This window comes from Limimaricola pyoseonensis (assembly GCF_900102015.1).
GTDB lineage: Bacteria > Pseudomonadota > Alphaproteobacteria > Rhodobacterales > Rhodobacteraceae > Limimaricola > Limimaricola pyoseonensis.
The window spans coordinates 321,085-347,077 of sequence record NZ_FNAT01000004.1 but is presented as its reverse complement, the minus strand read 5'-3'; the positions used below and the strand labels follow the sequence as shown (position 1 = coordinate 347,077).

Annotated in this window: 26 protein-coding genes; 16 read left to right on the top strand and 10 right to left on the bottom strand. The window is 69.5% G+C overall.

All coding sequences use genetic code 11. The features are described from left to right. The first annotated feature begins 114 nt into the window (after positions 1–114). From BLT43_RS11480 to BLT43_RS11445, 8 genes are all read left to right on the top strand, one after another. Complete coding sequence (locus tag BLT43_RS11480) at positions 115–675, top strand: GcrA family cell cycle regulator (protein WP_090112958.1); 561 nt, start codon at positions 115–117, stop codon at positions 673–675. A gap of 169 nt (positions 676–844) precedes the next feature. Continuing rightward, entirely contained in the window at positions 845–1,747 is a 903-nt protein-coding gene (locus BLT43_RS11475; protein WP_090112956.1) for a metal ABC transporter substrate-binding protein, read from the top strand. Beyond that, positions 1,747–2,631 carry a manganese/iron ABC transporter ATP-binding protein gene (locus BLT43_RS11470; protein ID WP_090112955.1) on the top strand — a complete coding sequence of 295 codons (885 nt, stop codon included), beginning with the start codon at positions 1,747–1,749 and terminating at the stop codon, positions 2,629–2,631. The genes BLT43_RS11475 and BLT43_RS11470 overlap by 1 nt, the downstream gene beginning before the upstream one ends. Beyond that, a complete protein-coding gene (locus BLT43_RS11465) occupies positions 2,628–3,476 on the top strand; it encodes a metal ABC transporter permease (RefSeq protein ID WP_090112952.1) in 849 nt (282 codons plus the stop codon). Before BLT43_RS11470 ends, BLT43_RS11465 begins: the two co-directional genes overlap by 4 nt. After that, positions 3,473–4,318, top strand: a complete 846-nt coding sequence (locus tag BLT43_RS11460; protein ID WP_090112950.1) for a metal ABC transporter permease — start codon at positions 3,473–3,475, stop codon at positions 4,316–4,318. The genes BLT43_RS11465 and BLT43_RS11460 overlap by 4 nt, the downstream gene beginning before the upstream one ends. A 20-nt stretch (positions 4,319–4,338) precedes the next feature. Next, the gene (rimO, locus tag BLT43_RS11455; protein WP_090112948.1) at positions 4,339–5,745 is read left to right on the top strand and encodes a 30S ribosomal protein S12 methylthiotransferase RimO; all 1,407 of its coding nucleotides are present in this window, start codon (positions 4,339–4,341) and stop codon (positions 5,743–5,745) included. A gap of 153 nt (positions 5,746–5,898) precedes the next feature. Then, on the top strand, positions 5,899–6,951 hold the full coding sequence (locus tag BLT43_RS11450) for a sensor histidine kinase (protein ID WP_090112946.1): 1,053 nt from the start codon (positions 5,899–5,901) through the stop codon (positions 6,949–6,951). Next, entirely contained in the window at positions 6,944–7,309 is a 366-nt protein-coding gene (locus BLT43_RS11445; RefSeq protein WP_090112944.1) for a response regulator, read from the top strand. The genes BLT43_RS11450 and BLT43_RS11445 overlap by 8 nt, the downstream gene beginning before the upstream one ends. Positions 7,310–7,384: 75 nt before the next feature. On the opposite strand, the gene BLT43_RS11440 is transcribed toward BLT43_RS11445, so the two are convergent. From BLT43_RS11440 to BLT43_RS11420, 5 genes are all read right to left on the bottom strand, one after another. Next, entirely contained in the window at positions 7,385–8,614 is a 1,230-nt protein-coding gene (locus tag BLT43_RS11440) for an oligopeptide/dipeptide ABC transporter ATP-binding protein (protein WP_423222125.1), read from the bottom strand. Continuing rightward, entirely contained in the window at positions 8,614–9,588 is a 975-nt protein-coding gene (locus BLT43_RS11435; protein ID WP_090112942.1) for an oligopeptide/dipeptide ABC transporter ATP-binding protein, read from the bottom strand. Before BLT43_RS11435 ends, BLT43_RS11440 begins: the two co-directional genes overlap by 1 nt. Further along, positions 9,588–10,520, bottom strand: a complete 933-nt coding sequence (locus tag BLT43_RS11430) for an ABC transporter permease subunit (RefSeq protein ID WP_090112940.1) — start codon at positions 10,518–10,520, stop codon at positions 9,588–9,590. Before BLT43_RS11430 ends, BLT43_RS11435 begins: the two co-directional genes overlap by 1 nt. Before the next feature lie 13 nt (positions 10,521–10,533). Continuing rightward, positions 10,534–11,457 carry an oligopeptide ABC transporter permease OppB gene (gene oppB / locus BLT43_RS11425; RefSeq protein ID WP_090112938.1) on the bottom strand — a complete coding sequence of 308 codons (924 nt, stop codon included), beginning with the start codon at positions 11,455–11,457 and terminating at the stop codon, positions 10,534–10,536. An 89-nt stretch (positions 11,458–11,546) separates the two neighbouring features. Next, on the bottom strand, positions 11,547–13,190 hold the full coding sequence (locus BLT43_RS11420) for a peptide ABC transporter substrate-binding protein (protein WP_090112935.1): 1,644 nt from the start codon (positions 13,188–13,190) through the stop codon (positions 11,547–11,549). A 416-nt stretch (positions 13,191–13,606) separates the two neighbouring features. Here BLT43_RS11420 and BLT43_RS11415 point away from each other — a divergent pair, with 416 nt between their 5' ends. The 6 genes from BLT43_RS11415 to BLT43_RS11390 all read left to right on the top strand — a co-directional run bounded on the left by BLT43_RS11415 (position 13,607) and on the right by BLT43_RS11390 (position 20,599). Next, positions 13,607–14,491: a LysR family transcriptional regulator gene (locus tag BLT43_RS11415; protein WP_090112933.1), complete on the top strand. Its 885-nt coding sequence runs from the start codon at positions 13,607–13,609 to the stop codon at positions 14,489–14,491. A 92-nt stretch (positions 14,492–14,583) separates the two neighbouring features. After that, positions 14,584–15,063: a formate dehydrogenase subunit gamma gene (locus BLT43_RS11410; RefSeq protein ID WP_090112931.1), complete on the top strand. Its 480-nt coding sequence runs from the start codon at positions 14,584–14,586 to the stop codon at positions 15,061–15,063. A 5-nt stretch (positions 15,064–15,068) separates the two neighbouring features. Continuing rightward, complete coding sequence (locus BLT43_RS11405) at positions 15,069–16,601, top strand: formate dehydrogenase beta subunit (RefSeq protein ID WP_090113095.1); 1,533 nt, start codon at positions 15,069–15,071, stop codon at positions 16,599–16,601. Continuing rightward, entirely contained in the window at positions 16,598–19,549 is a 2,952-nt protein-coding gene (gene fdhF / locus BLT43_RS11400) for a formate dehydrogenase subunit alpha (protein WP_090112929.1), read from the top strand. Before BLT43_RS11405 ends, fdhF begins: the two co-directional genes overlap by 4 nt. After that, the gene (gene fdhD / locus BLT43_RS11395; RefSeq protein ID WP_090112927.1) at positions 19,546–20,352 is read left to right on the top strand and encodes a formate dehydrogenase accessory sulfurtransferase FdhD; all 807 of its coding nucleotides are present in this window, start codon (positions 19,546–19,548) and stop codon (positions 20,350–20,352) included. The genes fdhF and fdhD overlap by 4 nt, the downstream gene beginning before the upstream one ends. Continuing rightward, the gene (locus BLT43_RS11390) at positions 20,342–20,599 is read left to right on the top strand and encodes a formate dehydrogenase subunit delta (RefSeq protein ID WP_090112925.1); all 258 of its coding nucleotides are present in this window, start codon (positions 20,342–20,344) and stop codon (positions 20,597–20,599) included. The genes fdhD and BLT43_RS11390 overlap by 11 nt, the downstream gene beginning before the upstream one ends. A gap of 58 nt (positions 20,600–20,657) precedes the next feature. Here BLT43_RS11390 and BLT43_RS11385 read toward each other — a convergent pair whose 3' ends face one another. Continuing rightward, positions 20,658–20,894 carry a hypothetical protein gene (locus BLT43_RS11385; RefSeq protein ID WP_090112923.1) on the bottom strand — a complete coding sequence of 79 codons (237 nt, stop codon included), beginning with the start codon at positions 20,892–20,894 and terminating at the stop codon, positions 20,658–20,660. 153 nt (positions 20,895–21,047) lie between these two features. On the opposite strand from BLT43_RS11385, the gene BLT43_RS11380 reads away from it, so the two are divergent. Next, the gene (locus BLT43_RS11380; protein ID WP_090112921.1) at positions 21,048–21,821 is read left to right on the top strand and encodes a M48 family metallopeptidase; all 774 of its coding nucleotides are present in this window, start codon (positions 21,048–21,050) and stop codon (positions 21,819–21,821) included. A gap of 16 nt (positions 21,822–21,837) precedes the next feature. Here BLT43_RS11380 and trhA read toward each other — a convergent pair whose 3' ends face one another. After that, the gene (trhA, locus tag BLT43_RS11375) at positions 21,838–22,494 is read right to left on the bottom strand and encodes a PAQR family membrane homeostasis protein TrhA (protein ID WP_090112919.1); all 657 of its coding nucleotides are present in this window, start codon (positions 22,492–22,494) and stop codon (positions 21,838–21,840) included. Between the two features lie 134 nt (positions 22,495–22,628). On the opposite strand from trhA, the gene BLT43_RS11370 reads away from it, so the two are divergent. After that, on the top strand, positions 22,629–22,988 hold the full coding sequence (locus tag BLT43_RS11370) for a diacylglycerol kinase (protein WP_090112917.1): 360 nt from the start codon (positions 22,629–22,631) through the stop codon (positions 22,986–22,988). Here the strand turns inward: BLT43_RS11370 and BLT43_RS11365 are convergent. The 3 genes from BLT43_RS11365 to BLT43_RS11355 form a co-directional block, all read right to left on the bottom strand. After that, positions 22,985–23,485, bottom strand: coding sequence for a DUF1993 family protein (locus tag BLT43_RS11365; RefSeq protein WP_165612595.1), 501 nt, complete (start codon positions 23,483–23,485; stop codon positions 22,985–22,987). The genes BLT43_RS11370 and BLT43_RS11365 overlap by 4 nt on opposite strands. A gap of 5 nt (positions 23,486–23,490) precedes the next feature. Next, positions 23,491–25,266 carry an aspartate--tRNA ligase gene (aspS, locus tag BLT43_RS11360; RefSeq protein ID WP_090112913.1) on the bottom strand — a complete coding sequence of 592 codons (1,776 nt, stop codon included), beginning with the start codon at positions 25,264–25,266 and terminating at the stop codon, positions 23,491–23,493. Between the two features lie 73 nt (positions 25,267–25,339). Then, positions 25,340–25,957: an aminotransferase class IV family protein gene (locus BLT43_RS11355; RefSeq protein WP_090112911.1), complete on the bottom strand. Its 618-nt coding sequence runs from the start codon at positions 25,955–25,957 to the stop codon at positions 25,340–25,342. Positions 25,958–25,993 lie beyond the last annotated feature (36 nt).

Sequence of the window (25,993 nt, the reverse complement as noted above, 5' to 3'; positions counted from 1 at the left end):
GCAGCTTGGGCCGTATCGCGCGCCAGCCGGGTTGAACTGCCGCCCGGCACCGGGTAGATCGGTGCGTCGCAACTGAAACGGCGGGCCGACCGCCCAACCGATCGGAGGCCATTGATGTCCTGGACCGACGAGCGCGTCGAGACGCTCAAGAGAATGTGGAACGAAGGCCAGTCGGCCAGCCAGATCGCCAAGGAACTCGGCGGCGTCACCCGCAACGCGGTGATCGGCAAGGTACACCGGCTGGGCCTGTCGAACCGCGCCGGCGTCGCGCCGACGCCGCAGCCCACCGCCAAGCCGGCCGAGGCGCCGGCCACCGAGGCCGCCGCCCAGCCCGAGCCCGAGGCCACCGACCAGCCCGAGCAGGAAAAGGCCCCGATCCCGATGAGCCAGGCCCGGCGCGCGATCATCCCCGCCGGCCAGCCGCTGCCGCCGCAGCCCTCGGCCAACGAGATCAGCCCCGAGGCGCTGGCCAAGGTCTCCGAGGTGGAGAAGGGCGCCAAGAAGCTGTCGCTGATGGAGCTGACCGAGCGCACCTGCAAATGGCCCGTGGGCGACCCCGCCACCGACGATTTCTGGTTCTGCGGCCTGCCGGTGCAGCAGGGCAAACCCTATTGCGAGGCGCATGTCGGCGTCGCCTTCCAGCCGATGAGCTCGCGCCGCGACCGCCGGCGCTGAGGCCGCATCACTGAGACGACCCAAAAGGGGCCGCCACCGCGCGGCCCCTTTTTCGTTGCGGCACGGGCCCTTCCGGTCTGCTTTTGCGAATTATTTGCAATCCAGTTGACTTCCTGCGAACCATTCGCATCTATTCGCGTTGACCCTGACCCGTGGAGGAGACTCACCCATGCGCCTGTCGCGCCCCCTGCCCCTCGCCCTCGGCCTGTCGCTGATCGCCGCCCCGGCGCTCGCCGACGACAAGCTCACCGTCGCGACCACCTTCACGGTGATCGCCGACATGGTGGCCAACGTCGCGGGCGACGCCGCCGAGGTCGTCTCGATCACCAAGCCCGGCGCCGAGATCCACAACTACCAGCCCACCCCGCGCGACATCCTCGGCGCGCGCGACGCCGATCTGATTCTGTGGAACGGGATGAATCTCGAGCTGTGGTTCGAGCAGTTCCTCGACAATGCCGGCGACAAGCCCTCGGCGGTGCTGAGCGAGGGGATCGAGCCGATCTCGATCTCGGGCGGCGAGTATGACGGCAAGCCCAACCCGCATGCCTGGATGAGCCCCGACAGCGCGCTGATCTACGTCGACAACATCCGCGACGCGCTGAGCGAGGCCGACCCGGAGAACGCCGAGACCTATGCCGCCAACGCCGAGGCCTACAAGGCCGAGATCTCCGCCGCGATCGAGCCGCTGCGCGCCGAGATCGAGCGCGTGCCCGAAAGCCGGCGCTGGCTCGTCTCCTGCGAGGGCGCCTTCAGCTACCTCGCCCGCGACCTCGGCCTGCGCGAGCTGTATCTCTGGCCGATCAACGCCGACGCCACCGGCACGCCGCAGCAGGTGCGCGCGGTGATCGACGGCGTGCGCGAGCACGACATCCCGGCGGTGTTCTGCGAAAGCACGGTCAACACCGACCCCGCGAAACAGGTCGCCCGCGAAACCGGTGCCCTTTACGGCGGCGAGCTTTACGTTGATTCTCTGTCCGAGGCGGGCGGTCCGGTGCCGAGCTATCTCGACCTGCTGCGGGTCACCACCGAGACGATCGCCGACGGGCTGAACGGAGAGGAAAAGGCCGGCTGATGGACATGCGCGCGACAGCACCCGAGGCGGATCTCGGCGCGGGGATCGACGCGCGCGACGTCACCGTCTCCTATCGCAACGGCGTCACCGCACTGCGGGCCGCCAGCTTCGCCCTGCCCGAGGGCACCATCTCCGCGCTGGTCGGCGTCAACGGTGCCGGCAAGTCCACGCTCTTCAAGGCGATCATGGGCTTCCTGCCGCTGGCGCGGGGGTCGATCTCGATCCTCGGCCGGCCGGTCAGGCAGGCGCTGAAGACCGGGCTGGTCGCCTACGTGCCGCAGGCCGAGGAGGTCGACTGGTCCTTCCCGGTGCTGGTCGAGGACGTGGTGATGATGGGCCGCTACGGCCGCATGGGGTTCCTGCGCCGCCCGCGTCCCGCCGACCGCGACGCGGTCACCTCGGCGCTGGCGCGCGTCGGCATGTCCGACTTCCGCCACCGCCAGATCGGCGAGCTGTCGGGCGGCCAGCGCAAGCGGGTCTTTTTGGCCCGCGCGCTGGCGCAGGACGGCCGCGTCATCCTGCTCGACGAGCCCTTCACCGGGGTCGACGTGCAGACCGAGGAGGCGATCATCAAGCTTCTGAAGGAGCTGCGCGACGAGGGCCGGGTGATGCTGGTCTCGACCCACAACCTCGGCTCGGTGCCCGAATTCTGCGACCGTACCGTGCTGGTGAAGGGCACGGTTCTGGCGCATGGCCCGACGGCGGAGGTCTTCACCCGGCCCAACCTCGAGCGCGCCTTCGGCGGCGTGCTGCGGCACTTCGTTCTGGGCGGCGCCGACCTGCATTCCGACGCGGACAAGCGCAAGCTGCGAATCCTGTCCGACGACGAGCGGCCGCTGGTCTTCTACGACGAGGAGCAGCGCTCCGGGGGCGGCGGGCGATGATCGAGACGCTCACTCTGCCCTTCACCTACGGCTACATGCTGAACGCGATGTGGGTCTCGGCCCTCGTGGGCGCGGTCTGCGCGTTCCTGTCGGCCTATCTCATGCTCAAGGGCTGGTCGCTGATCGGCGATGCGCTCTCGCATTCGATCGTGCCGGGCGTCGCGGGGGCCTACATGCTGGGCCTGCCCTTCGCGCTGGGCGCGTTCCTGTCGGGCGGCCTCGCCGCAGGCGCGATGCTGTTCCTCAACGAGCGCACAGGGCTCAAGGAAGACACGATCATCGGGCTGATCTTCACCGGCTTCTTCGGTCTGGGGCTGTTCATGGTCTCGGTCTCGCCGACGCCGGTGGACGTGCAGACCATCATCCTCGGCAACATCCTCGCCATCACGCCGGAGGACACGCTCCAGCTCGCGATTATCGGCGCGGTCTGCCTCGGGGTGCTGCTCCTGAAGTGGAAGGACCTGATGGTCGCCTTCTTCGACGAGAACCACGCGCGCTCCGTCGGCCTGCGTCCGGGGCTCCTGCGCTTCGTGTTCTTCGTGCTCTTGTCGGCGGCCTGCGTCGCGGCGCTGCAGACGGTGGGCGCCTTCCTCGTCATCGCCATGGTGGTGACGCCGGGCGCGACCGCCTACATGCTGACCGACCGCTTCCCGCGGCTGATCGTCATCGCCGTCGCGCTGGGCTCGATTACCAGCTTCGTCGGCGCCTATGCCTCCTTCTTCCTCGACGGCGCGACCGGCGGGGTGATCATCACGCTGCAGACCCTCATCTTCCTCATGGCCTTCCTCTTCGCCCCGAAACACGGCTGGCTCGCCGCCCGCGCCCGCGCGAGGGCCGCGCTATGAGCGACTGGCTGCTTCCCTTCCAGCTCGACTTCATGCGCGACGCCTTCGTGATCGGCGGGCTGATCGCCGTGCCCTGCGCGCTTTTGTCATGCTTTCTGGTGCTCAAGGGCTGGGCGCTGATGGGCGACGCGGTGAGCCACGCGGTGCTGCCCGGCATCGTGCTGGCCTACATCACCGGCCTGCCGCTGCTTCTGGGCGCCTTTCTCGCCGGCATGGCCTGCGCGCTTTCCACCGGCTTCCTGACCGATCACAGCCGGATCAAGCAGGACACGGTGATGGGCGTGGTCTTCTCGGGCATGTTCGGCATCGGCCTCGTGCTCTACACCTGGATCGAGAGCGAGGTGCATCTCGACCACATCCTGTTCGGCAACATGCTCGGCATCGACGCCACCGACCTCTGGACCGCCGGCATCGTCGGCGGGGGGGTGAGCCTCGCGCTGCTGCTGCGCTGGCGCGACCTGATGCTGCACGCCTTCGATCCCGGTCAGGCGCGCGCGCTGGGCCTGCCGGTGGCGCTGTTCCACTACGGGATGCTCGCGCTCCTGTCGCTGACCATCGTCTCGACGCTCTCTGCCGTGGGCATCATCCTCGCCATCGGCCTCCTGATCGCGCCCGGCGCCATCGCCTTCCTCGTCACCCGCCGCTTCGGCGCGATGCTGGCGGTGGCCGTGGCGGTGACGCTGGCGGCGAGCTGGGGCGGGATCTACGCGAGCTTCTGGATCGACAGCGCGCCGGCGCCGACCATCATCCTCGGGCTGACGCTGATCTTCATCGCGGCCTTCGTCTGGAAGTCGATCACGATCCGGCGGCGGGAGAACGGCGGGGCTTCCCAGAAGGCCTGAGAGCGATTAGATCGCGCCGGATGCAGAACCCGCCGAATCTCCGCCCTGACATCGCGCCGAAGGCGCGTTTCGACGAGGACGCGCCCAAGGCGCGTCTCGTCCATCCCGCGCGCCCGGGCCAGCCGACCATCGGCATGGTTTCCCTGGGCTGCCCCAAGGCGCTGGTGGACAGCGAGCGGATCCTGACACGGCTCAGGGCCGAGGGCTACTCGATCAGCCCCGACTATTCCGGCGCCGACGCGGTGATCGTCAACACCTGCGGCTTTCTCGACAGCGCCAAGGCCGAAAGCCTTGAGGCGATCGGCGAGGCGCTGAAGGAGAACGGCAAGGTCATCGTCACCGGCTGCCTCGGCGCCGAGCCCGACTACATCACCGGCGCGCACCCCAAGGTGCTCGCCGTGACCGGCCCGCACCAGTACGAGCAGGTGCTCGACGCGGTGCATGGCGCGGTGCCGCCCAGCCCCGACCCCTTCGTCGACCTGCTGCCGGCCTCGGGCGTCTCGCTCACGCCGCGGCATTTCAGCTACCTGAAGATCTCCGAGGGCTGCAATCACAAGTGCAAGTTCTGCATCATCCCCGACATGCGGGGCCGGCTGCAGAGCCGCCCGGCCCATGCGGTGATGCGCGAGGCGGAAAAGCTCGTGGAGGCCGGCGTGCGCGAGCTTCTGGTGATCAGCCAGGACACCTCGGCCTACGGGCTCGACATCCGCCACGCCGAGGAGCGCGGCCACCGCGCCCACATCACCGACCTCGCGCGCGATCTGGGCTCCCTCGGCGCCTGGGTGCGGCTGCACTACGTCTACCCCTACCCGCATGTGCGTGACCTGATCCCGCTGATGGCGGACCCGGATTCGGGCCTGCTGCCCTATCTCGACATTCCGTTCCAGCACGGCCACCCGGATGTGCTCAAGCGCATGGCGCGGCCCGCGGCCTCGGCGAAGACGCTCGACGAGATCGCGGCGTGGCGGGCGATGGCGCCCGACATCACCCTGCGCTCGACCTTCATCGTTGGCTACCCCGGCGAGACCGAGGCCGAGTTCGAGTACCTGCTCGACTGGCTCGACGAGGCGCAGCTCGACCGGGTCGGCTGCTTCCAGTACGAGAACGTCGCCGGCGCGCGCTCGAACGACCTGCCGGACCACGTCCCCGAGGAGGTCAAGCAGGAGCGCTGGGAGCGCTTCATGCAGAAGGCGCAGGCGATCTCCGAGGCCAAGCTCGCCGCCAAGGTCGGCACCCGGATGCAGGTCATCGTCGACGAGGTCGACGCCGAGGCCGCGACCTGCCGCACCATGGCCGACGCGCCCGAGATCGACGGCAACCTGTTCATCGACGAGGGCTTCGAGATCCTCAAGCCCGGCGACATGCTGACCGTCGAGGTGGACGAGGCCGGCGAATACGACCTCTGGGGCCGCCCGGTCGGCAGCTGAGCGCGGCAAACCGCCTTGTGATCGATATTGGGCGGGGCGCCCTGTTGCCGCCCCGCCCGGCGCACTAAATCGTCCTGAAATGGCCGCTGGCCCGGGAAGCCGGGCGGTGGCAGTCTCGCCCGGATCGGGCGTTTCTCGGGGACATCGACTCACATGCAGGACACGCACGCCGCGCGCCCTCTCGACGACACCCATCGCCGGCTGCAGGCGGTGCTGAACAATGCCAGCGTCTCCATCTTCCTGATGGATGACCGGCAGCGCTGCATCTACATGAACCGCGCCGCCGAGGAGCTCACCGGCTGGACGCTGGCCGAGGTCATGGCGCTGGACCGGCCGCTGCACGACATCATCCACCACACCTATCCCGACGGGCGGCCCTTCCCGCTGCACGAATGCGCCATCGACCGCGCCTTCCCCGAGCACAACCAGACCCGGGGCGAGGAGATCTTCGTGCATCGCGACGGGCATTTCTACCCGGTCGCCTTCACCGCCAGCCCGATCCGCGACGCCGAGAGCCACACCATCGGCACCATCATCGAGGTGCGCGACATCACCGAGGACAAGCGCGCGCAGGAACGGCAGCGGCTCTTGGTGAACGAGCTGAACCACCGGGTGAAGAACACGCTCGCCACGGTGCAGTCGATCGCCTGGCAGACCTTCAAGGACAGCGACGCCGGCGCCTTCGAGCGTTTCTCGGGCCGCCTGTCGACCCTGTCGCGGGCGCACAACGTGCTGACCGACAGCGCCTGGAGCGGCGCCTCGCTGGGCCTGATCGCGGCGCAGGCCGCCGATGCCATCGCGCCGGGCCGGATCGCGGTCTCGGGCCCGGATGTCGCGGTGCATCCCAAGGCCGCGGTCAGCCTGTCGATGGCGCTGCACGAGCTCGGGACCAACGCCGTGAAGCACGGCGCGCTGCGCGACGGCGCGGGCCAGGTGGCGCTGCGCTGGCGGGCCGAGCCCGCCGATGACGGCGCGCTCCACCTCACGCTGCTCTGGGAGGAGCGCGGCGGACCTGAGGTCACGCCCCCCACCCGCCGCGGCTTCGGGCTGCGGCTGATCGAGCGGCAGGTGGCGATGGAGTTCGGCGGCCGCGCCGAGGTGGAGTTCCTCCCTGAGGGGCTGTCCTGCCGGATCGAGATGGTGCTGCCGCGCCTGCCCGACGCGCTCGGCCTCGATCCCAGCGCCGGGGCGAGCCTGCATGTCTGACGCGGCCCTCATAGGTGCGCGGGTGCTGCTGGTCGAGGACGAGAGCCTCGTCGCCATGCTCGGCGAGGACGTGCTGATCGAGGCGGGCTGCGAGGTCACCGTGGCGATGCGGCTCGCCGAGGCGCTGGCCGCGGTCGAGGCGACCCGCTTCGACTTCGCGATCCTCGACGTCAATCTCGGCGACGCCACGAGCTACCCGGTGGCCGAGGCGCTGAGCGCGCGGCGCATCCCCTTCGCCTTCGCCACCGGCTACGCCGCCAAGGGGTTGGCCAACGGCTTTTCCGCCTGCCCCTGCGTGCAGAAGCCCTACGGGCCGCAGGAGCTCGTCGCGGCGGCGCGCGCCCTGCTCGCGCACTGAGCGGCCCCGAAGAAAAAGGGGAGGCGCGCGGCCTCCCCTCTCATTGTGCTGGCTAGGCGTTCGGACCTAGTGCCCTCAGCCGGCCCTGCGGCTCTGGCGCGCGGCGTCGAGCACGCTCGGCTCCTCGTGATAGGGGCAGGCCACGCGGTGACCGCCGCCGAGGTCGAGCATCGGCGGCAAACCTTGCGCGCAGTCGGGCTTCGCCTTGGGGCAGCGGGTGCGGAACACGCAGCCCGAGGGCGGGCTCATCGGCGAGGGCAGCTCGCCGCCCAGCACCGGGCGCTGGCGCTGCCGCTCGAGCACCGGGTCGGGGATCGGCACCGAGGCGATCAGCGCCTGCGTATAGGGGTGCTCGGGCTCGGTGGCGAGCATCTTGGACGGCGCCACCTCCATCACCCGGCCGAGATACATCACCACGATCCGGTCGGAGATGTGCTTCACCACCGACAGGTCGTGCGCGATGAAGATCATCGCCAGCCCCATGTCGCGCTGCAGTTCCTTGAGCAGGTTCACCACCTGCGCCTGCACCGACACGTCGAGCGCCGAGACCGGCTCGTCGCAGATCAGCAGCTTCGGCTTGAGGATCAGCGCGCGGGCGATGCCGATGCGCTGGCACTGCCCGCCCGAGAACTCGTGCGGGTAGCGGTTGACGAGGTTGGGCAGCAGCCCGACCCGCTCCATCAGCTCGGCCACACGGCGGCGGACCTCCTTGCGCGGGGTCTTGGGCTCGTGGGTGATCAGCGGCTCGGCGATGATGTCGCCCACGGTCATGCGCGGGTTCAGCGCCGCCAGCGGGTCCTGGAACACCATCTGCACGTCCTTGCGGTGCGCGCGGCGCTGGCGCTCGGACATCGATGCGAGGTCTTCGCCCTCGAACTCGATCCGGCCGCCGGTCGAGCCGATAGTGCCGACGATGGCGCGCGCCAGCGTCGACTTGCCCGAGCCGCTCTCGCCCACCACGCCGAGGCTCTCGCCCGGCGCGAGGTCGAAGCTGACGCCGCCCACGGCGTGCAGCTTCTTCGACGGCGTCCAGGGCCAGGCGCCGCGCGGGCGGATGTCGAAGGCCACGCGCAGGTCGTCCACCCGCAGGATCGGGTTCTCGATCGCGCCGGTGTACTGCTTGGTGCCGGTGCCCTCGGCCTCCCCGGCCACCGGCGCGTCCTTGTGCGCGACGTCCGCAGGCTCCGGCGAAGGCGGGGTCGCCGCGGGGGTGCCGGAGGCGGGCGGCGCGCCCGGCGTCGGGTCGGCGGCCGCGTCGCGGCCCGGGGCCTGGTGCGGCTTGGTCTCGTCCTTGCGGTCGGTCATCACTTCACCTCCTCGACGGGGGCATGGCAGGCCCGGCGCAACGCCGGGTAGCCGTTCGCGGCCGCGAGATCGGGGCGCACCGTCGGGCACGGCCCATGCGCCCAGGCGCAGCGCGGCGTGAAGGGGCACCCCTTGGGCAGCCGGGTCATGTCCGGCGGCTCGCCGGCGATGGTCGAGAGCGTCTCGTCGTCGCGGTCGATCCGCGGCACGGCGCGCAGCAGGCCCAGCGTGTAGGGATGGGTCGGGCGCTCGAACAGCTCCTCGGTCGGCCCCTTCTCCATGATCTGGCCGCCATACATCACCAGCGTGCGCTCGCAGGTGTCGGCGACGATGCCGAGGTCATGGGTGATCAGGATGATCGCGGTGCCGAACTCCTGCCGGATCTCGGCCATCAGCTCCATGATCTGCGCCTGCACCGTCACGTCGAGCGCGGTGGTCGGCTCGTCGGCGATCAGCAGGCGCGGCCGGCACAAAAGCGCCATGGCGATCATGATCCGCTGCCGCATCCCGCCCGAGAACTCGTGCGGGAACATGCCGATGCGGTTCCTCGCATCGGGGATCTTCACCGCGTCGAGCATCTGCACGGCCTCGTCGATGGCCTGCTTCTTCGACAGCCCCTTGTGCAGCGTCAGCACCTCGGCCATCTGCTCGGAGATCCGCATGTAGGGGTTGAGCGAGGTCATCGGGTCCTGGAAGATCATGCCGATCTCCTCGGAGCGCACCCGGTTCAGTTCGCGCGGCTTGAGGTCCAGAAGGTTGCGCCCGTCGTAGCGGATCTGCCCCGTGGCGCGGCCGTTGCGCGCCAGAAGGCCCATCGCCGCGAAGGCGGTCTGGCTCTTGCCGGAGCCGCTCTCGCCGACGATGGCGAGCGTCTCGCCCTCCTCGACCGAGAAGCTCACCCCGTTGACGGCGTTCACCTCGCCGTCGCCGGTGGTGAAGGTGACGCGGAGGTCTTCGATATCGAGCAGTGCCATCAGCGATCCTTCGGGTCGAGCGCGTCGCGCAGGCCGTCGCCGACGAAGAAGAAGGCGAAGAGCGTGACGACGAAGAAGAACAGCGGGAAGGCAAGCTGCCAGATCACGCCGTACTGCATGTTGCTGGCGCCGTTGGAGATCAGCGCGCCGAGCGAGGTGTTGGGCTCCTGGATGCCGAGGCCGAGGAAGCTGATGAAGCTCTCGGTGATGATCATCTGCGGCACCAGCAGCGTCGCGTAGACGATGACGAGGCCCAGCAGGTTCGGCACGATGTGGCGCAGGATGATGGTCATCGGGCGCACGCCGGTGGCATGGGCCGCCTCGACGAACTCCTTGCCCTTGATGGTCAGCGTCTGGCCGCGGGCGATGCGCGACATGTCGAGCCACGAGATCAGGCCGATGCCGATGAACAGCATCAGAATCGAGCGGCCGAAGATCACCAGCATCAGGATCAGCACGAACATGTAGGGCACCGACATCAGGATATCGACGGTGCGCATCATCGCGCCGTCGGTGCGCCCGCCGGTATAGCCCGCGATCGCGCCGTAGAGCGTGCCGACGATCACCGCGACGCCGGCACCGACGATGCCCACGAGCAGCGAGATGCGCGTGCCCTGCACGGTCCGCGCATAGAGGTCGCGCCCGCTCGAGTCGGTGCCGAAGTAGTGGCCGGTCTCGAACGACGGCACGCCCTGCGCGGCGTTGGCGCCGATCAGCGAGAAGTCGACATAGTCGGGCTCGTACTGCGCGAGGAAGCCGCCGAAGAAGGCGAAGATGCAGATCAGCACCAGCGCCACCAGCCCGGCCACGGCCGCGCGGTTGCGCATGAAGCGCTGGCGCGCGTCCTTCCACAGGGAGCGGCCCTTGACCTCGGCGGCGGCCTGCGCGCCGAGCAGGCGGTCGGCGGTGTCGGGATCGGGATTGAGCGACATGGGACCCCCCTCCTCAGTAGCGGATCTTCGGGTCGATCCAGGCATAGAGCAGGTCGACCACGAGGTTGAACGTGACGGTCAGCACACCGACGAGGATGGTGATCCCCATGATGACCGAGTAGTCGCGGTTGAAGGCGGAGTTGACGAAGAACTGTCCGATGCCGCCGGTCGAGAAGAACACGTCGATGATGACCGAGCCGGTGATCATGCCGACGAAGGCGGGCCCGAGATAGGACAGCACCGGCAGCATCGTCGGCTTCAGCGCGTGCTTCCAGATGATCCGGCTGGTCGGCAGACCCTTGGCCCGCGCGGTGCGGATGAAGCCCGCGTTGAGCACCTCGAGCATCGAGGAGCGGGTGATCCGGGCGATCGAGGCCATGTAGGAGGTCGACAGCGCGATCACCGGCAGGATGATGTACTCGACCTGTCCGCCCTGCCAGCCGCCGCCCGGCAGCCAGCCCAGCCACAGCGTGAACACCAGCACCAGGATCGGCGCCATCACGAAGTTCGGCAGCACCTGCGCGCCGATCGAGATGCCGACGGCGAGGTAGTCGAGCCAGGAGTTGTGACGCACGGCCGCGGCCACGCCGAGCGAGACGCCGACCACCAGCGCCACGACGAAGCTCCAGAAGCCGTAGGTGAGCGTCACCGGGAAGCCCTGCGCGATCACGTCGTTGACGGTGCGGTCACGGTACTGGAAGGAGGGGCCGAAGTCGAAATGCACGACCACGTTCCAGACATAGTCGAACATCTGCTTCCAGTAGGGCTGGTCGAGCCCGTAGCGCGCCTCGATGTTGGCCATGACCTGGGCGGGCAGCGGGCGCTCGGAGTTGAACGGGCCGCCGGGCGCCGAATACATCAGAACGAAGGAGATGACGACGAGCAGAAGGATCGTCGGAATCGCGATCGCGACGCGTCTGAGAACGTAATTGAGCATGGGATGATACCTCGTTTCCGCGTCCTGCGGAAATGGACCGCGCCCCCCGGCGCTCGGGCCGGGGGGCGCGGCGGTCTTTCATTCAGGAGTTACTCGCCCGCGACGCGGTAGAGATCCTTGGCGTACCAGTTGTCCTGCGCGTTCTCGAGCGGGTAGCCCTTGATGTTCTCGTCCATCATGAACACCGTCGCGTAGTGGTAGATCGGCAGGATCGGGAACTCCGCGGTGAGGATGGTCTCGGCCTCGGTGTAGAGCGGCAGCGGATCCTCGGCGGTGGTCGCGTCGGCCATCAGCTTGTCATAGGCCTCGCTCGAGAAGCCGGAGTCGTTGTAGGACGACTCGGTCTGCATGATGTCGAGGAACGAGGACGCCTCGTTGTAGTCGGCGCACCAGCCGGCGCGGGCGATCTCGTAGTTCTTCTCGTGACGCTCGGTCAGGAAGGTCTGCCACTCCATGTTGGCCAGCGTGGTCTCGACACCCAGGGTCTGCTTCCACATCTGGCTGATCGCGGTTGCGACCTGCTTGTGGGACTCGGAGGTGTTGTAGAGGATGTCGAGCGTCAGCGGCTCGCCGTCCTTGCCGTAGCCGGCCTCCGACATCAGCTGCGCGGCGCGCTCGTTGCGCTCCTGCTGGCTCATCTCGGCCACTTCGATCGACGGCACCTCGAAGCCCGCGGTGGCCCAGTGGGTCAGCGTGTAGGCCGGCTCCTGGCCGCCGCCGAGCACGTTCTCGGTGATCACGTTGCGGTCGATGGCGAGGTAGAGCGCCTCACGGACCTTCGGGTCGGCCAGCGCCTCGGGGCCCGAGTCCGACACGTTCAGGTTGTAGTAGTAGGAGCACAGGTTCGGCACCGAGACGGCCTGCTCGGGATATTCCTGCGACAGGCGCGGGAACTGGCCCGCGGGCACGTCGGTCTGGTCGAACTCGCCGGCGAGGTAGCGGGTCAGCGCCTGGTTCTCGTCGTTGATGACGAGCGCGGTGACTTCCTCGATGATGACGTTCTCGGCGTCCCAGTACTCGGGGTTCTTCTGGAGCGTGATGTATTCCTGCGGCACGCGGTCGGCGAGCACGTAGGCGCCGTTCGAGACCATGTTGCCGGGCTGGGTCCAGGCGTCGCCATGCTCCTCGATGGTGGCCTGCGGCACCGGGAAGGTGGTGGTGTGGGTCACCATCTGCGGGAAGTAGGGCAGCGGCTGCGACAGCGTGACCTTGAGGGTGTGGTCGTCCACAGCCTCGACGCCGAGCTCCTCGGGCGACTTGTCGCCGGCGATGACCTCGTCGATGTTGGCGAGCTTCATCAGGCCCATGTACCACTGGTACTCGGAGGCGGTCGCCGGATCGGCGGCGCGGCGCCAGGAGTAGACGAAGTCACCGGCCACGACCGGCTCGCCGTTCGACCACTTGGCGTCGTCGCGCAGGGTGAAGGTGTAGGTCAGGCCGTCCTCGGAGACCTCGTAGCCGGTGGCCACGCCGGGCACCACGTCGCCCTTGGCGTCCTGGTTCATCAGGCCTTCGAACAGGTTGCGGCCGATATGGCTGCCCTCGACGTCCTCGATCAGGTTCGGGTCGATCGACGGAAACTCGTCGAGCACGCGGTAGGTGAAGGTCTGGTCGGTGGCGAGCTTCTCCCCGGTCTCGGGGTGCTCGGTCATCGCGTGGCTCTCGGCATAGGCCGCGCCGGTCATGGCGAGCAGCGCCGCGGTGCCGGCCAGAAGATGCGTCTTCAACGTCATGAGGTCTTCCCTGTTGCTGGGGGCGCCGGGCGGAGCCGCGGCGCCGGGGTCGAACCGCCCTTTGCGGGCGTGGTTGTGCCGCGATCCTTTTGCGAAGAACGTCGGTTTGCAAGTATTATCGGGACATGACCCGGCGACATCGCCATGCTGCGCCGCGGCGCCGCGGAACCTGCGCGCAAGGATCTGATGCACCGGAGTTTCGACCCTTCACTTTGCTTTCGCCGGGAGGCATATACCCGACATGTTCCGGTTTCATTCATGCCCTTCGGGATGATAAAACGTGATCGACCGCACCCGCTCCGATGGGGCCGGGCGGCGGGCCGACTCGCCTTTTGCGACAGTCGGGCCCCGCTTTTGCGCCCCGATCGGGGACCGATCGGTGAATCGCCGCGCGCCCCGAAGCGCCGGGGCCGGCCATGATCGAGCGGCTCGAGATGTTCCTCGCGCTGGCCAAGGCGCGGCATTTCGGTCGCGCGGCCGAGGCGATGGGCGTGACCCAGCCCACCCTCTCGGCCGCGATCCGGCAGCTCGAGGACACGCTCGGCGTCAAGCTGGTGGTGCGCGGCTCGCGCTTCCAGGGGCTGACGCCGGAAGGCGAGCGGGTGCTGGCCTGGGCGCGGCGCATCACCGGCGACATGCGCGGCATGAAGGAAGAGCTGCGCGCCGCGCGCGAGGGGCTGACCGGCACGCTGCGGCTGGCGGTGATCCCGACCGCGCTGGGCGCGGTGGCCCGGCTCACCGCCCGCGTCTCGGCCGCCCATCCCAAGCTGCGCTTCGCGCTGCGCTCGGCCACCACGGCCGAGCTCCTGTCCGCGATCGAGGATCACGAGGCCGATGCCGGGATCGGCTATCTCGACGGCGAGCCGCTCGGCCGGGTCGTGACCCAACCGCTCTACACCGAGCGCTACGTGGCGGTGATGCGGTCCGACGCGGCGCTGGCGCGGATCGAGCCGTTGCGCTGGGCCGACCTCGCGACGGCCGAGCTGTGCCTGCTCACCCCCGACATGCAGAACCGCCGTATCGTCGCCGGCCACCTGCGCGCCGCCGGGGTCGAGGTCGCGCCGCGGGTGGAGACCAACTCCACCATCGTGCTGATCAGCCATGTGCTCACCGCCGGCTGGGTGACGATCCTGCCCGAGCGGGCCGCCGAGATCTTCCTGCGCGGCCAGCCACTGGTCGCCCGGCCGCTCACCGCGCCCGACGCCGCGCACGAGATCGGCCTGATCGCGCCGTGGCGCGAGCCGCATGGTCCGCTGGTCGAGGCGCTGCTGGCGGAGGCGCGGCGGTTCAGCCTCGATTGATAGAAGTTCTCTATCGCGGCACGGATATTCGATATTGATTTTGCGCGCATCGGCGCTCTTGATGCGCAGCATCCAAGAGGAGGAGCCAGCCGATGCCGCCACCGCCAGCCCCCGCAGAGATCGAGACGCGCCTGCATGCCATCCTGACCGAGCATGCCGGGCTCGAGGGGCCGGTGCTGCCGATCCTGCACGCGGTGCAGGCCGAATGGGGCCATGTTCCACAGGAAACGCTGCCGCTGATCGCCGAGGCTCTGAACATCAGCCGCGCCGAACTGCACGGCGTGGTGAGCTTCTACCACGACTTCCGCGACGCGCCCGCCGGCCGGCACATGCTGAAGATCTGCCGCGCCGAGGCCTGCCAGGCCCGCGGCGGCAAGCGGATCGAGGACGCCGCCCGCGCCAAGCTCGGCGTCGACTGGCACGGCACCACCGCCGATGGCGGCGTGACGCTGGAGCCGGTCTACTGCCTCGGCCTCTGCGCCACCGGCCCCGCCGCGATGCTCGACGGCCGCGTCGTCGCCCGCCTCGACGAGACCCGTCTCGAGGCCCTGCTTTCGGAGGCCGGGGCATGAGCGCGCTGAAGGTATACGTTCCCCGCGACGCCGCCGCCCTCGCCGTCGACGCCGAGAAGGTGGCCGAGGCGGTCATGGCCGAGGCCCGCATCCGCGACATCGAGGTCGATCTGGTCCGCAACGGCTCGCGCGGGATGCTCTGGCTCGAGCCGCTGGTCGAGGTCGAGAAGGACGGCATCCGCCACGCCTTCGGCCCGGTGGGCCCGCGCGACGTCGAGGCGCTGTTCGACGCCGATTGGGGCGAGCACCCGCTCGCGCTCGGCCCGACCGAGGAGATCGACTGGTTCAAGCGCCAGACCCGCCTGACCTTCGCCCGCGTCGGCGTGATCGACCCGCTCTCGCTCGACGCCTACGAGGCGCATGGCGGCCTCGAGGGGCTGCGCCGCGCGCTCGGCATGACCGGTCCGGAGATGATCGAGGAAATGAAGGAAAGCGGGCTCAGGGGCCGCGGCGGCGCCGGCTTCCCGACCGGCATCAAGTGGGACACGGTGCAGAAGGCGCAGGCCGACCAGAAATACATCGTCGCCAATGCCGACGAGGGGGATTCAGGCACCTTCGCCGACCGGATGCTGATGGAGGGCGACCCGTTCAGCCTGATCGAGGGCATGGCCATCGCCGGGATCTGCGTCGGCGCCACCAGGGGCTACATCTACCTGCGCTCGGAATACCCCGAGGCGATCCACGTGATGCGCGAGGCGATCCGCATCGCCCGCGCCCGCGGCGTGCTGGGCACTTCGGTGCTGGGCTCGCGGCACGCCTTCGACATGGAGGTCCGCGTCGGCGCCGGCGCCTATGTCTGCGGCGAAGAGACCTCGCTTCTGAACAGCCTCGAGGGCAAGCGCGGCGTGGTGCGCGCCAAGCCGCCGCTGCCGGCGATCGAGGGCTTTCTCGGCAAGCCCACCGTGGTCAACAACATCATCTCGCTCGGCACCGTGCCGGTGATCTTCGAAAAGGGCGCCGCGCATTACCGCGACTTCGGCCTCGGGCGCTCGCGCGGCACCATTCCGATCCAGATCGCGGGCAACGTGAAGTTCGGCGGGCTGTTCGAGACCGCCTTCGGCATGAGCCTCGGCGCGCTCGTGGACGAGATCGGCGGCGGCACCGCCTCGGGCCGCCCCGTGAAGGCGGTGCAGGTCGGCGGCCCCTTGGGCGCCTATTTCCCGCGCGACCTCTTCGACACGCCCTTCGGCTACGAGGAGTTCGACGGCCAGGGCGGGCTGATCGGCCATGCCGGCGTGGTGGTGTTCGACGACAGCGCCGACATGCTGTCGATGGCCCGCTTCGCCATGGAGTTCTGCGCGGTCGAGAGCTGCGGCAAGTGCACGCCCTGCCGGATCGGCGCGGTGCGCGGCGTCGAGACGGTCGACCGCATCGCGCGCGGCGACGCGGCGGCGATCCCGCTGCTGACCGATCTGTGTGATACCATGAAGGACGGCTCGCTCTGCGCCCTGGGCGGCTTCACCCCCTACCCCGTCATGTCGGCGCTGACGCATTTCCCCGACGATTTCCACGCCAACACCAGGGAGGCCGCCGAATGAAGGACTTTCTCATCCCCTTCGACGGGCCGGGCGGCACCGGTCTCAAGGACGACCGCGATCTCGGCACGCCCGCCTCGACCTCCACGACCATGGTGACGCTCAGCATCGACGGCTTTTCCGTCACCGTGCCCGAAGGCACGAGCGTCATGCGCGCTTCAGCCGAGCTGGGCATCGAGGTGCCGCGGCTCTGCGCGTCGGACAACATGGAGGCCTTCGGCTCCTGCCGGCTCTGCGTGGTCGAGATCGAGGGCCGGCGCGGCACGCCGGCGTCCTGCACCACACCCGTGGCCGAGGGCATGGTGGTCCGCACCCAGAACGAGAAGCTCAGGAAGCTGCGGCGCGGGGTGATGGAGCTCTACGTCTCCGACCACCCGCTCGACTGCCTGACCTGCGCCGCCAACGGCGATTGCGAGCTGCAGGACATGGCCGGCGCCGTCGGCCTGCGCGACGTGCGCTACACGCCGGGCGACAACCACTACGATCCCTCGGGCAGCGGCGCGCGCTCCCAAGCCGAGGCGCGGCTGCGCCAGCCCGAGGGCATCTCCAACCCGCAATACGTGCCCAAGGACGACAGCAACCCCTACTTCTCCTTCGATCCCAGCAAATGCATCGTCTGCTCGCGCTGCGTGCGGGCCTGCGAGGAGGTGCAGGGCACCTTCGCGCTGACGATCGAAGGCCGCGGCTTCGACAGCCGGGTCTCGGCGGGCATGAAACTCGACGACTTCATGACCTCGGATTGCGTCTCCTGCGGCGCCTGCGTGCAGGCCTGCCCGACCGCGACGCTGCAGGAAAAGTCGGTGGCCGAGATCGGCACGCCCGACCGCGCCGTCGTCACCACCTGCGCCTATTGCGGCGTCGGCTGCTCCTTCAAGGCCGAGATGCGCGGCGACGAGCTGGTCCGCATGACCCCCTACAAGCACGGCAAGGCCAACCGCGGCCACTCTTGCGTCAAGGGCCGCTTCGCCTATGGCTACGCCGCCCACAAGGACCGCATCCTGAACCCGATGATCCGCGACCGCATCGACGAGCCGTGGCGCGAAGTGTCGTGGGACGAGGCCATCGCCTTCGCCGCCGACCGGATGCGCGGCATCCAGGAAACCCACGGCCGCAAGTCGATCGGCGTCATCACCTCGTCGCGCTGCACCAACGAGGAGACCTACCTCGTGCAGAAGATGGCCCGCGCCGTCTTCCGCAACAACAACACCGACACCTGCGCCCGGGTCTGCCACTCGCCCACCGGCTACGGCCTCGGCCAGACCTACGGCACCTCCGCCGGCACGCAGGACTTCGACTCGGTCGAGGACAGCGACGTCGTCGTGGTCATCGGCGCCAACCCGACCGACGGCCACCCGGTCTTCGCCTCGCGCCTGAAGAAGCGGCTGCGCGAGGGCGCGAAGCTGATCGTCGTCGACCCGCGCCGCATCGACCTCGTGCGCTCGCCGCATGTCGAGGCGGCCCATCACCTGCCGCTGCGTCCCGGCACCAACGTCGCGGTCGTGACCGCCATGGCGCATGTGATCGTGACCGAGGGGCTCTACGATGAGGCCTTCATCCGCAACCGCTGCGACTGGGAGGAATTCCAGGACTACGTCGAGTTCGTCGCCGAGGACCGGCATTCGCCGGAGGCGGTCGAGCTGCTGACCGGCGTGTCCGCGAAGGATCTGCGCGAGGCCGCGCGCCTCTACGCCACGGGCGGCAACGGCGCGATCTATTACGGCCTCGGCGTCACCGAGCACAGCCAGGGCTCGACCACCGTCATCGGCATCGCCAACCTCGCCATGCTGACCGGCAATATCGGCCGCAAGGGCGTGGGGGTGAACCCGCTCAGGGGCCAGAACAACGTGCAGGGCTCCTGCGACATGGGCTCCTTCCCGCACGAGCTGCCGGGCTACCGGCACGTCTCGGGCGCGGAGGCGCGCGAGGTGTTCGAAAGCCTCTGGGGCGTCGAGATCGACCACGAGCCGGGGCTGCGCATCCCCAACATGCTCGACGCGGCGGTGGATGGGACCTTCAAGGGCCTCTACTGCCAGGGCGAGGACATCCTGCAATCCGACCCCGACACCAAGCACGTGGCCGCCGGCCTCGCCGCGATGGACTGCGTGATCGTGCAGGACCTGTTCCTGAACGAGACCGCGAACTACGCGCATGTCTTCCTGCCGGGCTCCACCTTCCTCGAGAAGGACGGCACCTTCACCAATGCCGAGCGCCGCATCAACCGCGTGCGCAAGGTGATGGCCCCGAAGAACGGCTATGCCGACTGGGAGGTGACGCAGCTTCTCGCCAACGCGATGGGCGCGGGCTGGACCTACACCCACCCGGCGCAGATCATGGCCGAGATCGCCGCAACCACGCCGAGCTTCGCCCATGTCAGCTACGAGCTTTTGGAGGAGAAGGGCTCGGTGCAGTGGCCCTGCAATGACGCCGCGCCCGAGGGCACGCCGCTCATGCATATCGACGGTTTCGTGCGCGGCCGCGGCCGCTTCATCCGCACCGAATACGTCGCCACCGACGAGAAGACCGGCCCGCGCTTCCCGCTGCTGCTGACCACGGGGCGGATCCTGTCGCAGTACAATGTCGGCGCGCAGACGCGGCGGACCGAGAACTCCCGCTGGCACGAGGAGGACGTGCTAGAGATCCACCCGCACGACGCCGAGACCCGCGGCGTGCGCGAGGGCGACTTCGTCCGCCTCGCCTCGCGCTCGGGCGAGACGACGCTGCGGGCCGAGATCACCGACCGGGTCAGCCCCGGCGTGGTCTACACCACCTTCCACCACCCCAAGACGCAGGCCAACGTCATCACCACCGACTTCTCGGACTGGGCGACCAACTGCCCGGAATACAAGGTGACGGCAGTGCAGGTGAGCCCCTCGAACGGCCCCTCCGAGTGGCAGGAGGACTACGCGGCGCAGGCCGACCGGTCGCGCCGCATCCTGCCGGCGGCGGAATGAGCCAGCGCCCGCACCCCGTCCGCCGGGTCGCGGCGCATGCGCCGGGGGCGGCCGCCGCCCCCGTCGCCCTGCCCGAGGAGACGCCGGTCGCGGTGGTCTACAACGGCTCGACCCAGGCGGTGATGATGGCCACCCCCGCCGATCTCGAGGATTTCGCGCGCGGCTTCACGCTGACCGAGGGCTTCGCGGGCGCGCACGAGATCGGCGAGGTCGAGATCGTCGCGCAGGAGGACGGCATTGAGGCCCGGATCTGGCTGCCCGAGGAGAAGCGCGATGCGCTCGACGCCCGCCGCCGCGCGCAGGTGGGCCCCGTCGGCTGCGGCCTGTGCGGCATCGACAGCCTGAAACAGGCCGCGCGCCCGGTCCCGCCCGTGCCGGCCTCCGACCTCGTGCTGGCGCCCGCCGAGATCGCCGCCGCGCTCGAGGGTCTGCGCGCGCTGCAGCCGATCCACGACGAGACCCGCGCCGTCCACGCCGCCGGGTTCTACCTGCCGGGCCGCGGCATCGTGCTCGCGCGCGAGGATGTCGGCCGCCACAACGCGCTCGACAAGCTCGCCGGTGCGATGGCGGCGCAGCGCACCGATCCGCGCGCGGGCGCGGTGGTGCTGACCTCGCGGCTCAGCCTCGAGATGGTGCAGAAGACCGCGATGATCGGCGCGCCGCTGATACTGTCGGTCTCGCAGCCCACCGCGCCGGCCGTGCGTCTGGCCGAGGCCTGCGGCATCGCGCTCGTCACCCACAATCGCCACGGCACCCGCATCTACACCCATTCCGCCCGCATCGGGAGCGCCCATGTCCTCTGACACCGACACCAAGCTGATCCGCATGGCGAACCAGATCGCCACCTTCTTCGAAAGCCAGCCGCCGGGCGACCGCGCCGAACGCGTGGCCGCCCATCTGCGCAGCTACTGGGAGCCGCGCATGCGCGACCGGCTCTTCGCGATGATGGAGACGGACGAGGCGCAGGATCTCACGCCGCTGGCGCGGCGCGGCGCCGAGATCTGGCGCGCGGAGGGCCACGCCCTGCCCGCCCGGTCCGAGGCGCAGTAGCGCGGCCCCGCTACACCCTTCCGCAAATACGCATGGCGATCCGCGCGGAGGCGCGGCGTCAGCCGTCCCGGCGCGCCCGGTAGATCCCTTCGGGCAGGTTCAGCGCCGCGGCCAGCTCGCGCGCCTGGTGCAGCGACAGCGTGATCCGCACCACCGCGTCGCGGCGGGCATCGTATTGCTCGACCGTCACGCAATCCTCGAAGGCGCAGACGGTGACGTCTTCCTGCAGGTTGACGCCCCCCTCGTCGACGAGGGTGACAACGGTGGCGTCGAAATCGTGCTCGATGGTGAACATGGCCCCAGCCTAGGCCCGCCCCGGGCCGGGAGGCAAGCGCGCCGGCGAAGCGATGCCGATCGCGTGAGCGGCCCGTCGCCGGGGGTGGCCCGTGCCGGGGGGCGCGGCTAGGATCGGCCCGCAACCTCCCATGACGGACCGGATTTTCTGCCGATGATGTCACGCCTTCTCGTTCTCGCACTGGCCTCCGGCCTCGGCCTCGCCGCCTGCGCGCCGCCGGTCGCCGGGCCCAACGGTCCGCAGCGCACCACCACCGTCACCCGCCCGGGCGCGCCCGCCCCCGCCGAGGTGACGGTCTCCAAGGGCCCCGGCCCGGTGCCCAGCCCGCAGGAGGCGCGCGCCGCGGCGCGCAACTTCGTGCAGGTGGTCGAACGGGTCGAACCGGTGGCCGAGCAGGTCTGCCGCGCCAACGCGCCGGCGCTCGACTGCGACTTCCGCATCGTCGTCGACGACCGCCCCGGCCTGCCCGCCAACGCCTTCCAGACCCGCGATTCGCGCGGCCGGCCGCTCCTGGCCTTCACGGTCGCGCTGCTCAACGAGGTCGCGAACGCCGACGAGCTGGCCTTCGTACTCAGCCACGAGGCCGCGCATCACATCGCCGGCCATCTCGACCGCCAGAGCCGCAACGCCACCATCGGCGCCACCGTCTTCGGCCAGATCGCCGGCCAGCTCGGCGGCGGCAACGAGGGGCTGGTGCGCACCGCCCAGCAGCTCGGCGCGGGCTTCGGCGCGCGCACCTATTCCAAGGATTTCGAGCTCGAGGCCGACGCCCTCGGCACCGTCATCACCAAGCAGGCGGGCTACGACCCGGTGCGCGGCGCGCAGTTCTTCCTTCGCATCCCCGATCCGGGCGACCGCTTCCTCGGCACCCACCCGCCGAACGCGCAGCGCATGGAGATCGTCCGGCGCACCGCCGCCGGGCTCTGACGACGAAAAGGGGGTGCTAGCTCAGCACCCCCACCGCGATCGCGGCGAAGAAGCAGGCCGAGGCCGCCAGCACGAAGCCGTGCCAGATCGCGTTGGAGAACTTGAGCTTCTCCCACAGGAAGAACACCACGCCGCCCGAGTAGAGCAGCCCGCCGATCACCACCAAGGTGGTCGAAGCCACCGGCAGCGTCATCGCGATCGACCAGACCAGCGCCACGCTGAGCCAGCCCAGAAGCAGGTAGAGCGTCGGGCCGAGCTTGCCGGGGCTCTTCCAGAAGAAGAGCTTCGCCACCGCCCCGCCCAGCGCCACGGTCCAGACCACCGCCAGCACGCCATAGGCGAAGGCCGTGCCGATCAGCACCACGAGCGGCGTGTAGGTGCCGGCGATCTTGAGATAGATCGCCGCGTGGTCGATCCGGCGCAGCACCGGCCTGAGACCGGTCCATGGCGTCATGTGGTAGAAGGCCGAGGCCGTGAAGGTCGCGATCAGCGCGCCGCCATAGATCGCCACGGCGGCGATGCGGCCCGCCTGCGCCTCGGCCGCCAGCGCCGAGAACACGATCAGCAGCACCGCGCCGGCAAGCGCGAAGCTCACGCCGAGCGCGTGGATCACCCCGTCGGCGATACGCTCGGAACGGGCATAGGCGGGATAGTCTTCGTGTTGCGGTGTCATGCCCCCGATCTAGCGCATGCGCGCGGCGCAGTAAGGCCAAATCAGCACAACGTGACGGCATCGGCATCGCGCGGCCGACTTGGCTTCCCACGCCCCGCGCGCCATCTTGGCACGAAACGGCCGGGGCCCAAGCGATGCGCGAACATTTCGAACGGGTGCGGATGCGCGCGGTCTGGTCCTGGCAGGGCCTCAAGCATGTCTGGCGCACCGAGGGCAGCCTGCACCAGTGGATGTGGGCCAACATCGTCTCGGCCGGCCTCGCCTTCCTGCTGCCGCTCTCGGCGGGCGAACGCGGCATGCTGATCATGGGCGGCGTGCTGGTGCTGGCCTTCGAATGTCTCAACACCGCGATCGAGCGGGTGGTCGACGACGTCTCGGAGGAACGCCGCGATCTGGCCAAGCAGGCCAAGGATTCCGGCAGCGCCGCCGTCGCCGTGGCGGGCGCGGCGGTCGGGCTGGCATGGCTCTGCGTGCTGGGCGGTCTGGTGCTCTAGTCCGCTTCGCCGACCCAGCTGAACCCCTCGGGGTAGCCGTGCAGCCCGTCGAAATCGGCCTTGCCCACCGGCAGCCCGCGCGCCCGCAAAATCGCATGCGCCATCGCAAGGTGGAACCACAGGTTCGGCAGCGCGAAACGGGCGAGGTAGTCGTCGGGCGGCTGCACGAGATCGGCAAAGCCCGCGCGATGGACGACATGCTCGACCAAAGGCGCGTCCGGCAGGGCCTCGACGATGGCCTTCGCCTCGGCCAGCCGGGCGGCGAGCCCCTCGGCGTCGAGGACCGGCTCGCGCTCGTCCACCGCCTGCCCGATCAGCGGCAGCGTCGCGCGCAGCGCGAAGCCCGCCACGATGTCGATCTGCTCGGCGAAGCAGAACTGGTCCGGCACCAGCCGCGCCTCGAGGCAGCCCGCCTCGGCGCCGACGGTCAGCAGCGCCCCGGCCCGGTCCAGCGCATGCAGCGCCGACGACCGGGCCAGGGCGAGCGTCCGGCTCACCGCGATCAGTTCTCGGGCGGCAGAACGCGCAGCCGCAGCTCGCGCAGCTGCTCGTTGGTGGGCTCGGACGGCGCGTCCATCATCAGGTCCTCGGCCCGCTGGTTCATCGGGAAGAGGATCACCTCGCGGATGTTGGCCTCATCCGCGAGCAGCATCACCATGCGGTCGATGCCCGCCGCGCAGCCGCCATGCGGGGGCGCGCCGTACTGGAACGCGTTGACCATGCCGCCGAAGCGCTTGCGCACCTCGTCCTCGCCGTAGCCCGCGACCTCGAAGGCCTTGAACATGATCTCCGGCTTGTGGTTCCGGATCGCGCCCGAAATGAGCTCGTAGCCGTTGCAGGCGAGGTCGTACTGGAAGCCCAGCACCTCGAGCGGGTCGCCGTTCAGCGCCTCGAGGCCGCCTTGCGGCATCGAGAACGGGTTGTGGCTGAAGTCGATCCGGCCCTCGTCATCCTTCTCGTACATCGGGAAGTCGACGATCCAGGCGAAGGCGAAGCGGTCGGTCTCGGTCAGCCCCAGCTCCTCGCCGATCACCACCCGCGCCTTGCCCGCGACGCGCTCGAACGCCTCGGGCTTGCCGCCGAGGAAGAACGCCGCGTCGCCGACGCCGAGGCCCAGCTGCTGGCGGATCGCCTCGGTGCGCTCGGGGCCGATGTTCTTGGCGAGCGGTCCCGCGGCTTCCATGCCGCCCTCCGCCTCGCGCCAGAAGATGTAGCCCATGCCCGGCAGGCCTTCCTTCTGGGCAAAGGCGTTCATCCGGTCGCAGAACTTGCGGCTGCCACCCGTGGGCGCGGGGATGGCGCGGATCTGCGTGCCGTCCTGCTCAAGGAGCTTGGCGAAGATCGCGAAGCCCGAGCCGCGGAAATGCTCGGAGACGTCCTGCATCTTGATCGGGTTGCGCAGGTCCGGCTTGTCGGTGCCGTACCACAGCGCCGCGTCCTTGTAGGAGATCAGCGGCCAGTCCTCATCGACCTTGCGGCCGCCGCCGAACTCCTCGAACACGCCGGTCATCACCGGCTGGATCGTGTCGAACACGTCCTTCTGCTCGACGAAGCTCATCTCCATGTCGAGCTGGTAGAAGTCGGTGGGCGAACGGTCGGCGCGCGGGTCCTCGTCGCGGAAGCAGGGCGCGATCTGGAAGTACTTGTCGAAGCCCGACACCATCAGCAGCTGCTTGAACTGCTGCGGCGCCTGCGGCAGCGCGTAGAACTTGCCCGGATGCAGGCGCGAAGGCACGAGGAAGTCGCGCGCGCCCTCGGGCGAGGACGCGGTGATGATCGGCGTCTGGTACTCGCGGAAGCCCTGGTCCCACATCCGCTGGCGGATCGAGCGCACCACGTCCGAGCGCAGCGCCATGTTGCGCTGCATGTGCTCGCGGCGCAGGTCGAGATAGCGGTACTTGAGACGGGTCTCTTCCGGGTAGTCCTGGTCGCCGAACACCTGCAGCGGCAGCTCCTTGGAGGGGCCGAGCACCTCGACGCCGCGCACGAAGACCTCGATCTCGCCGGTGGGCAGCTTCGGGTTCACCAGCTCCGGGTCGCGCGCCTTCACCTCGCCGTCGATGCGGATGCACCACTCCGAGCGCAGCTTCTCGACCTCGGCGAAGGCGGCGCTGTCGGGATCGCACAGCACCTGCGTCATGCCGTAATGGTCGCGCAGGTCGATGAACAGGATGCCGCCATGGTCGCGGATCCGGTGCACCCAGCCCGAGAGCCGGACGGTGTCGCCGACATTCTCGCGGGTCAGGGCGGCGCAGGTGTGGGAGCGGTAGGCGTGCATGGAATTCGTCCCTTTCGGCGGGTGTCGCGCCGATACACCGGGTTGGACCCCCGATGTCAAGCAAGCCGGGGGGTCAGGCAACCACCAGCCGCGCCGGAATGAGACCGCGCAGCGAATTGCCCAGCCACAGCCGCGCACCGTCGAGATCCTCGACCGCCAGCGCCGCCTCGCGCCAGCCCTGCACCAGAAGCTCGGCCCGAAGCACGCCGGGCAGCAGCCCGCAGGACAGCGCCGGCGTCAGCCGCGCCTCGCCCTTCTCGACGAAGAGGTTGGTGATCGTGCCCTCGCACAGCGCCCCGCGCCGGTTGAGGAACAGCCATTCGTCCACCCCCTCGGGCAGCGCGGCGCGCGCCGCGTCGTAAAGCGCCCGGTGCGTGGTCTTGCGTCCGAGCCACGGGTCGTCCGGGTCGAGCCGCTGAGGGTGGATCGCCACCCGCCACTCATCCGGGTTCGGCGCGAGCGGCGCGGTGGTCAGCTCGAACGCGCCGTCGGCGTCCAGCGTCAGGCGGCAGCGCAGCGGGTGTTCCGGCGAGAGATCGAGCAGCGCCTCGGCGCGATCCCGGTCGAACGGGTAGCCCAGCTCCGCCGCCGTGCCGGCCATCCGGTCGAGATGCGCCGCAAGCCGGCGCGCGCCCTCGCCCGGATGCGCGCCCAGCGTCTCTATGATCTTCGGCGGGGTCTCGGACGACATCGGCGGGCCATGAGTATTTGCAGAGTGAAGTGGCAG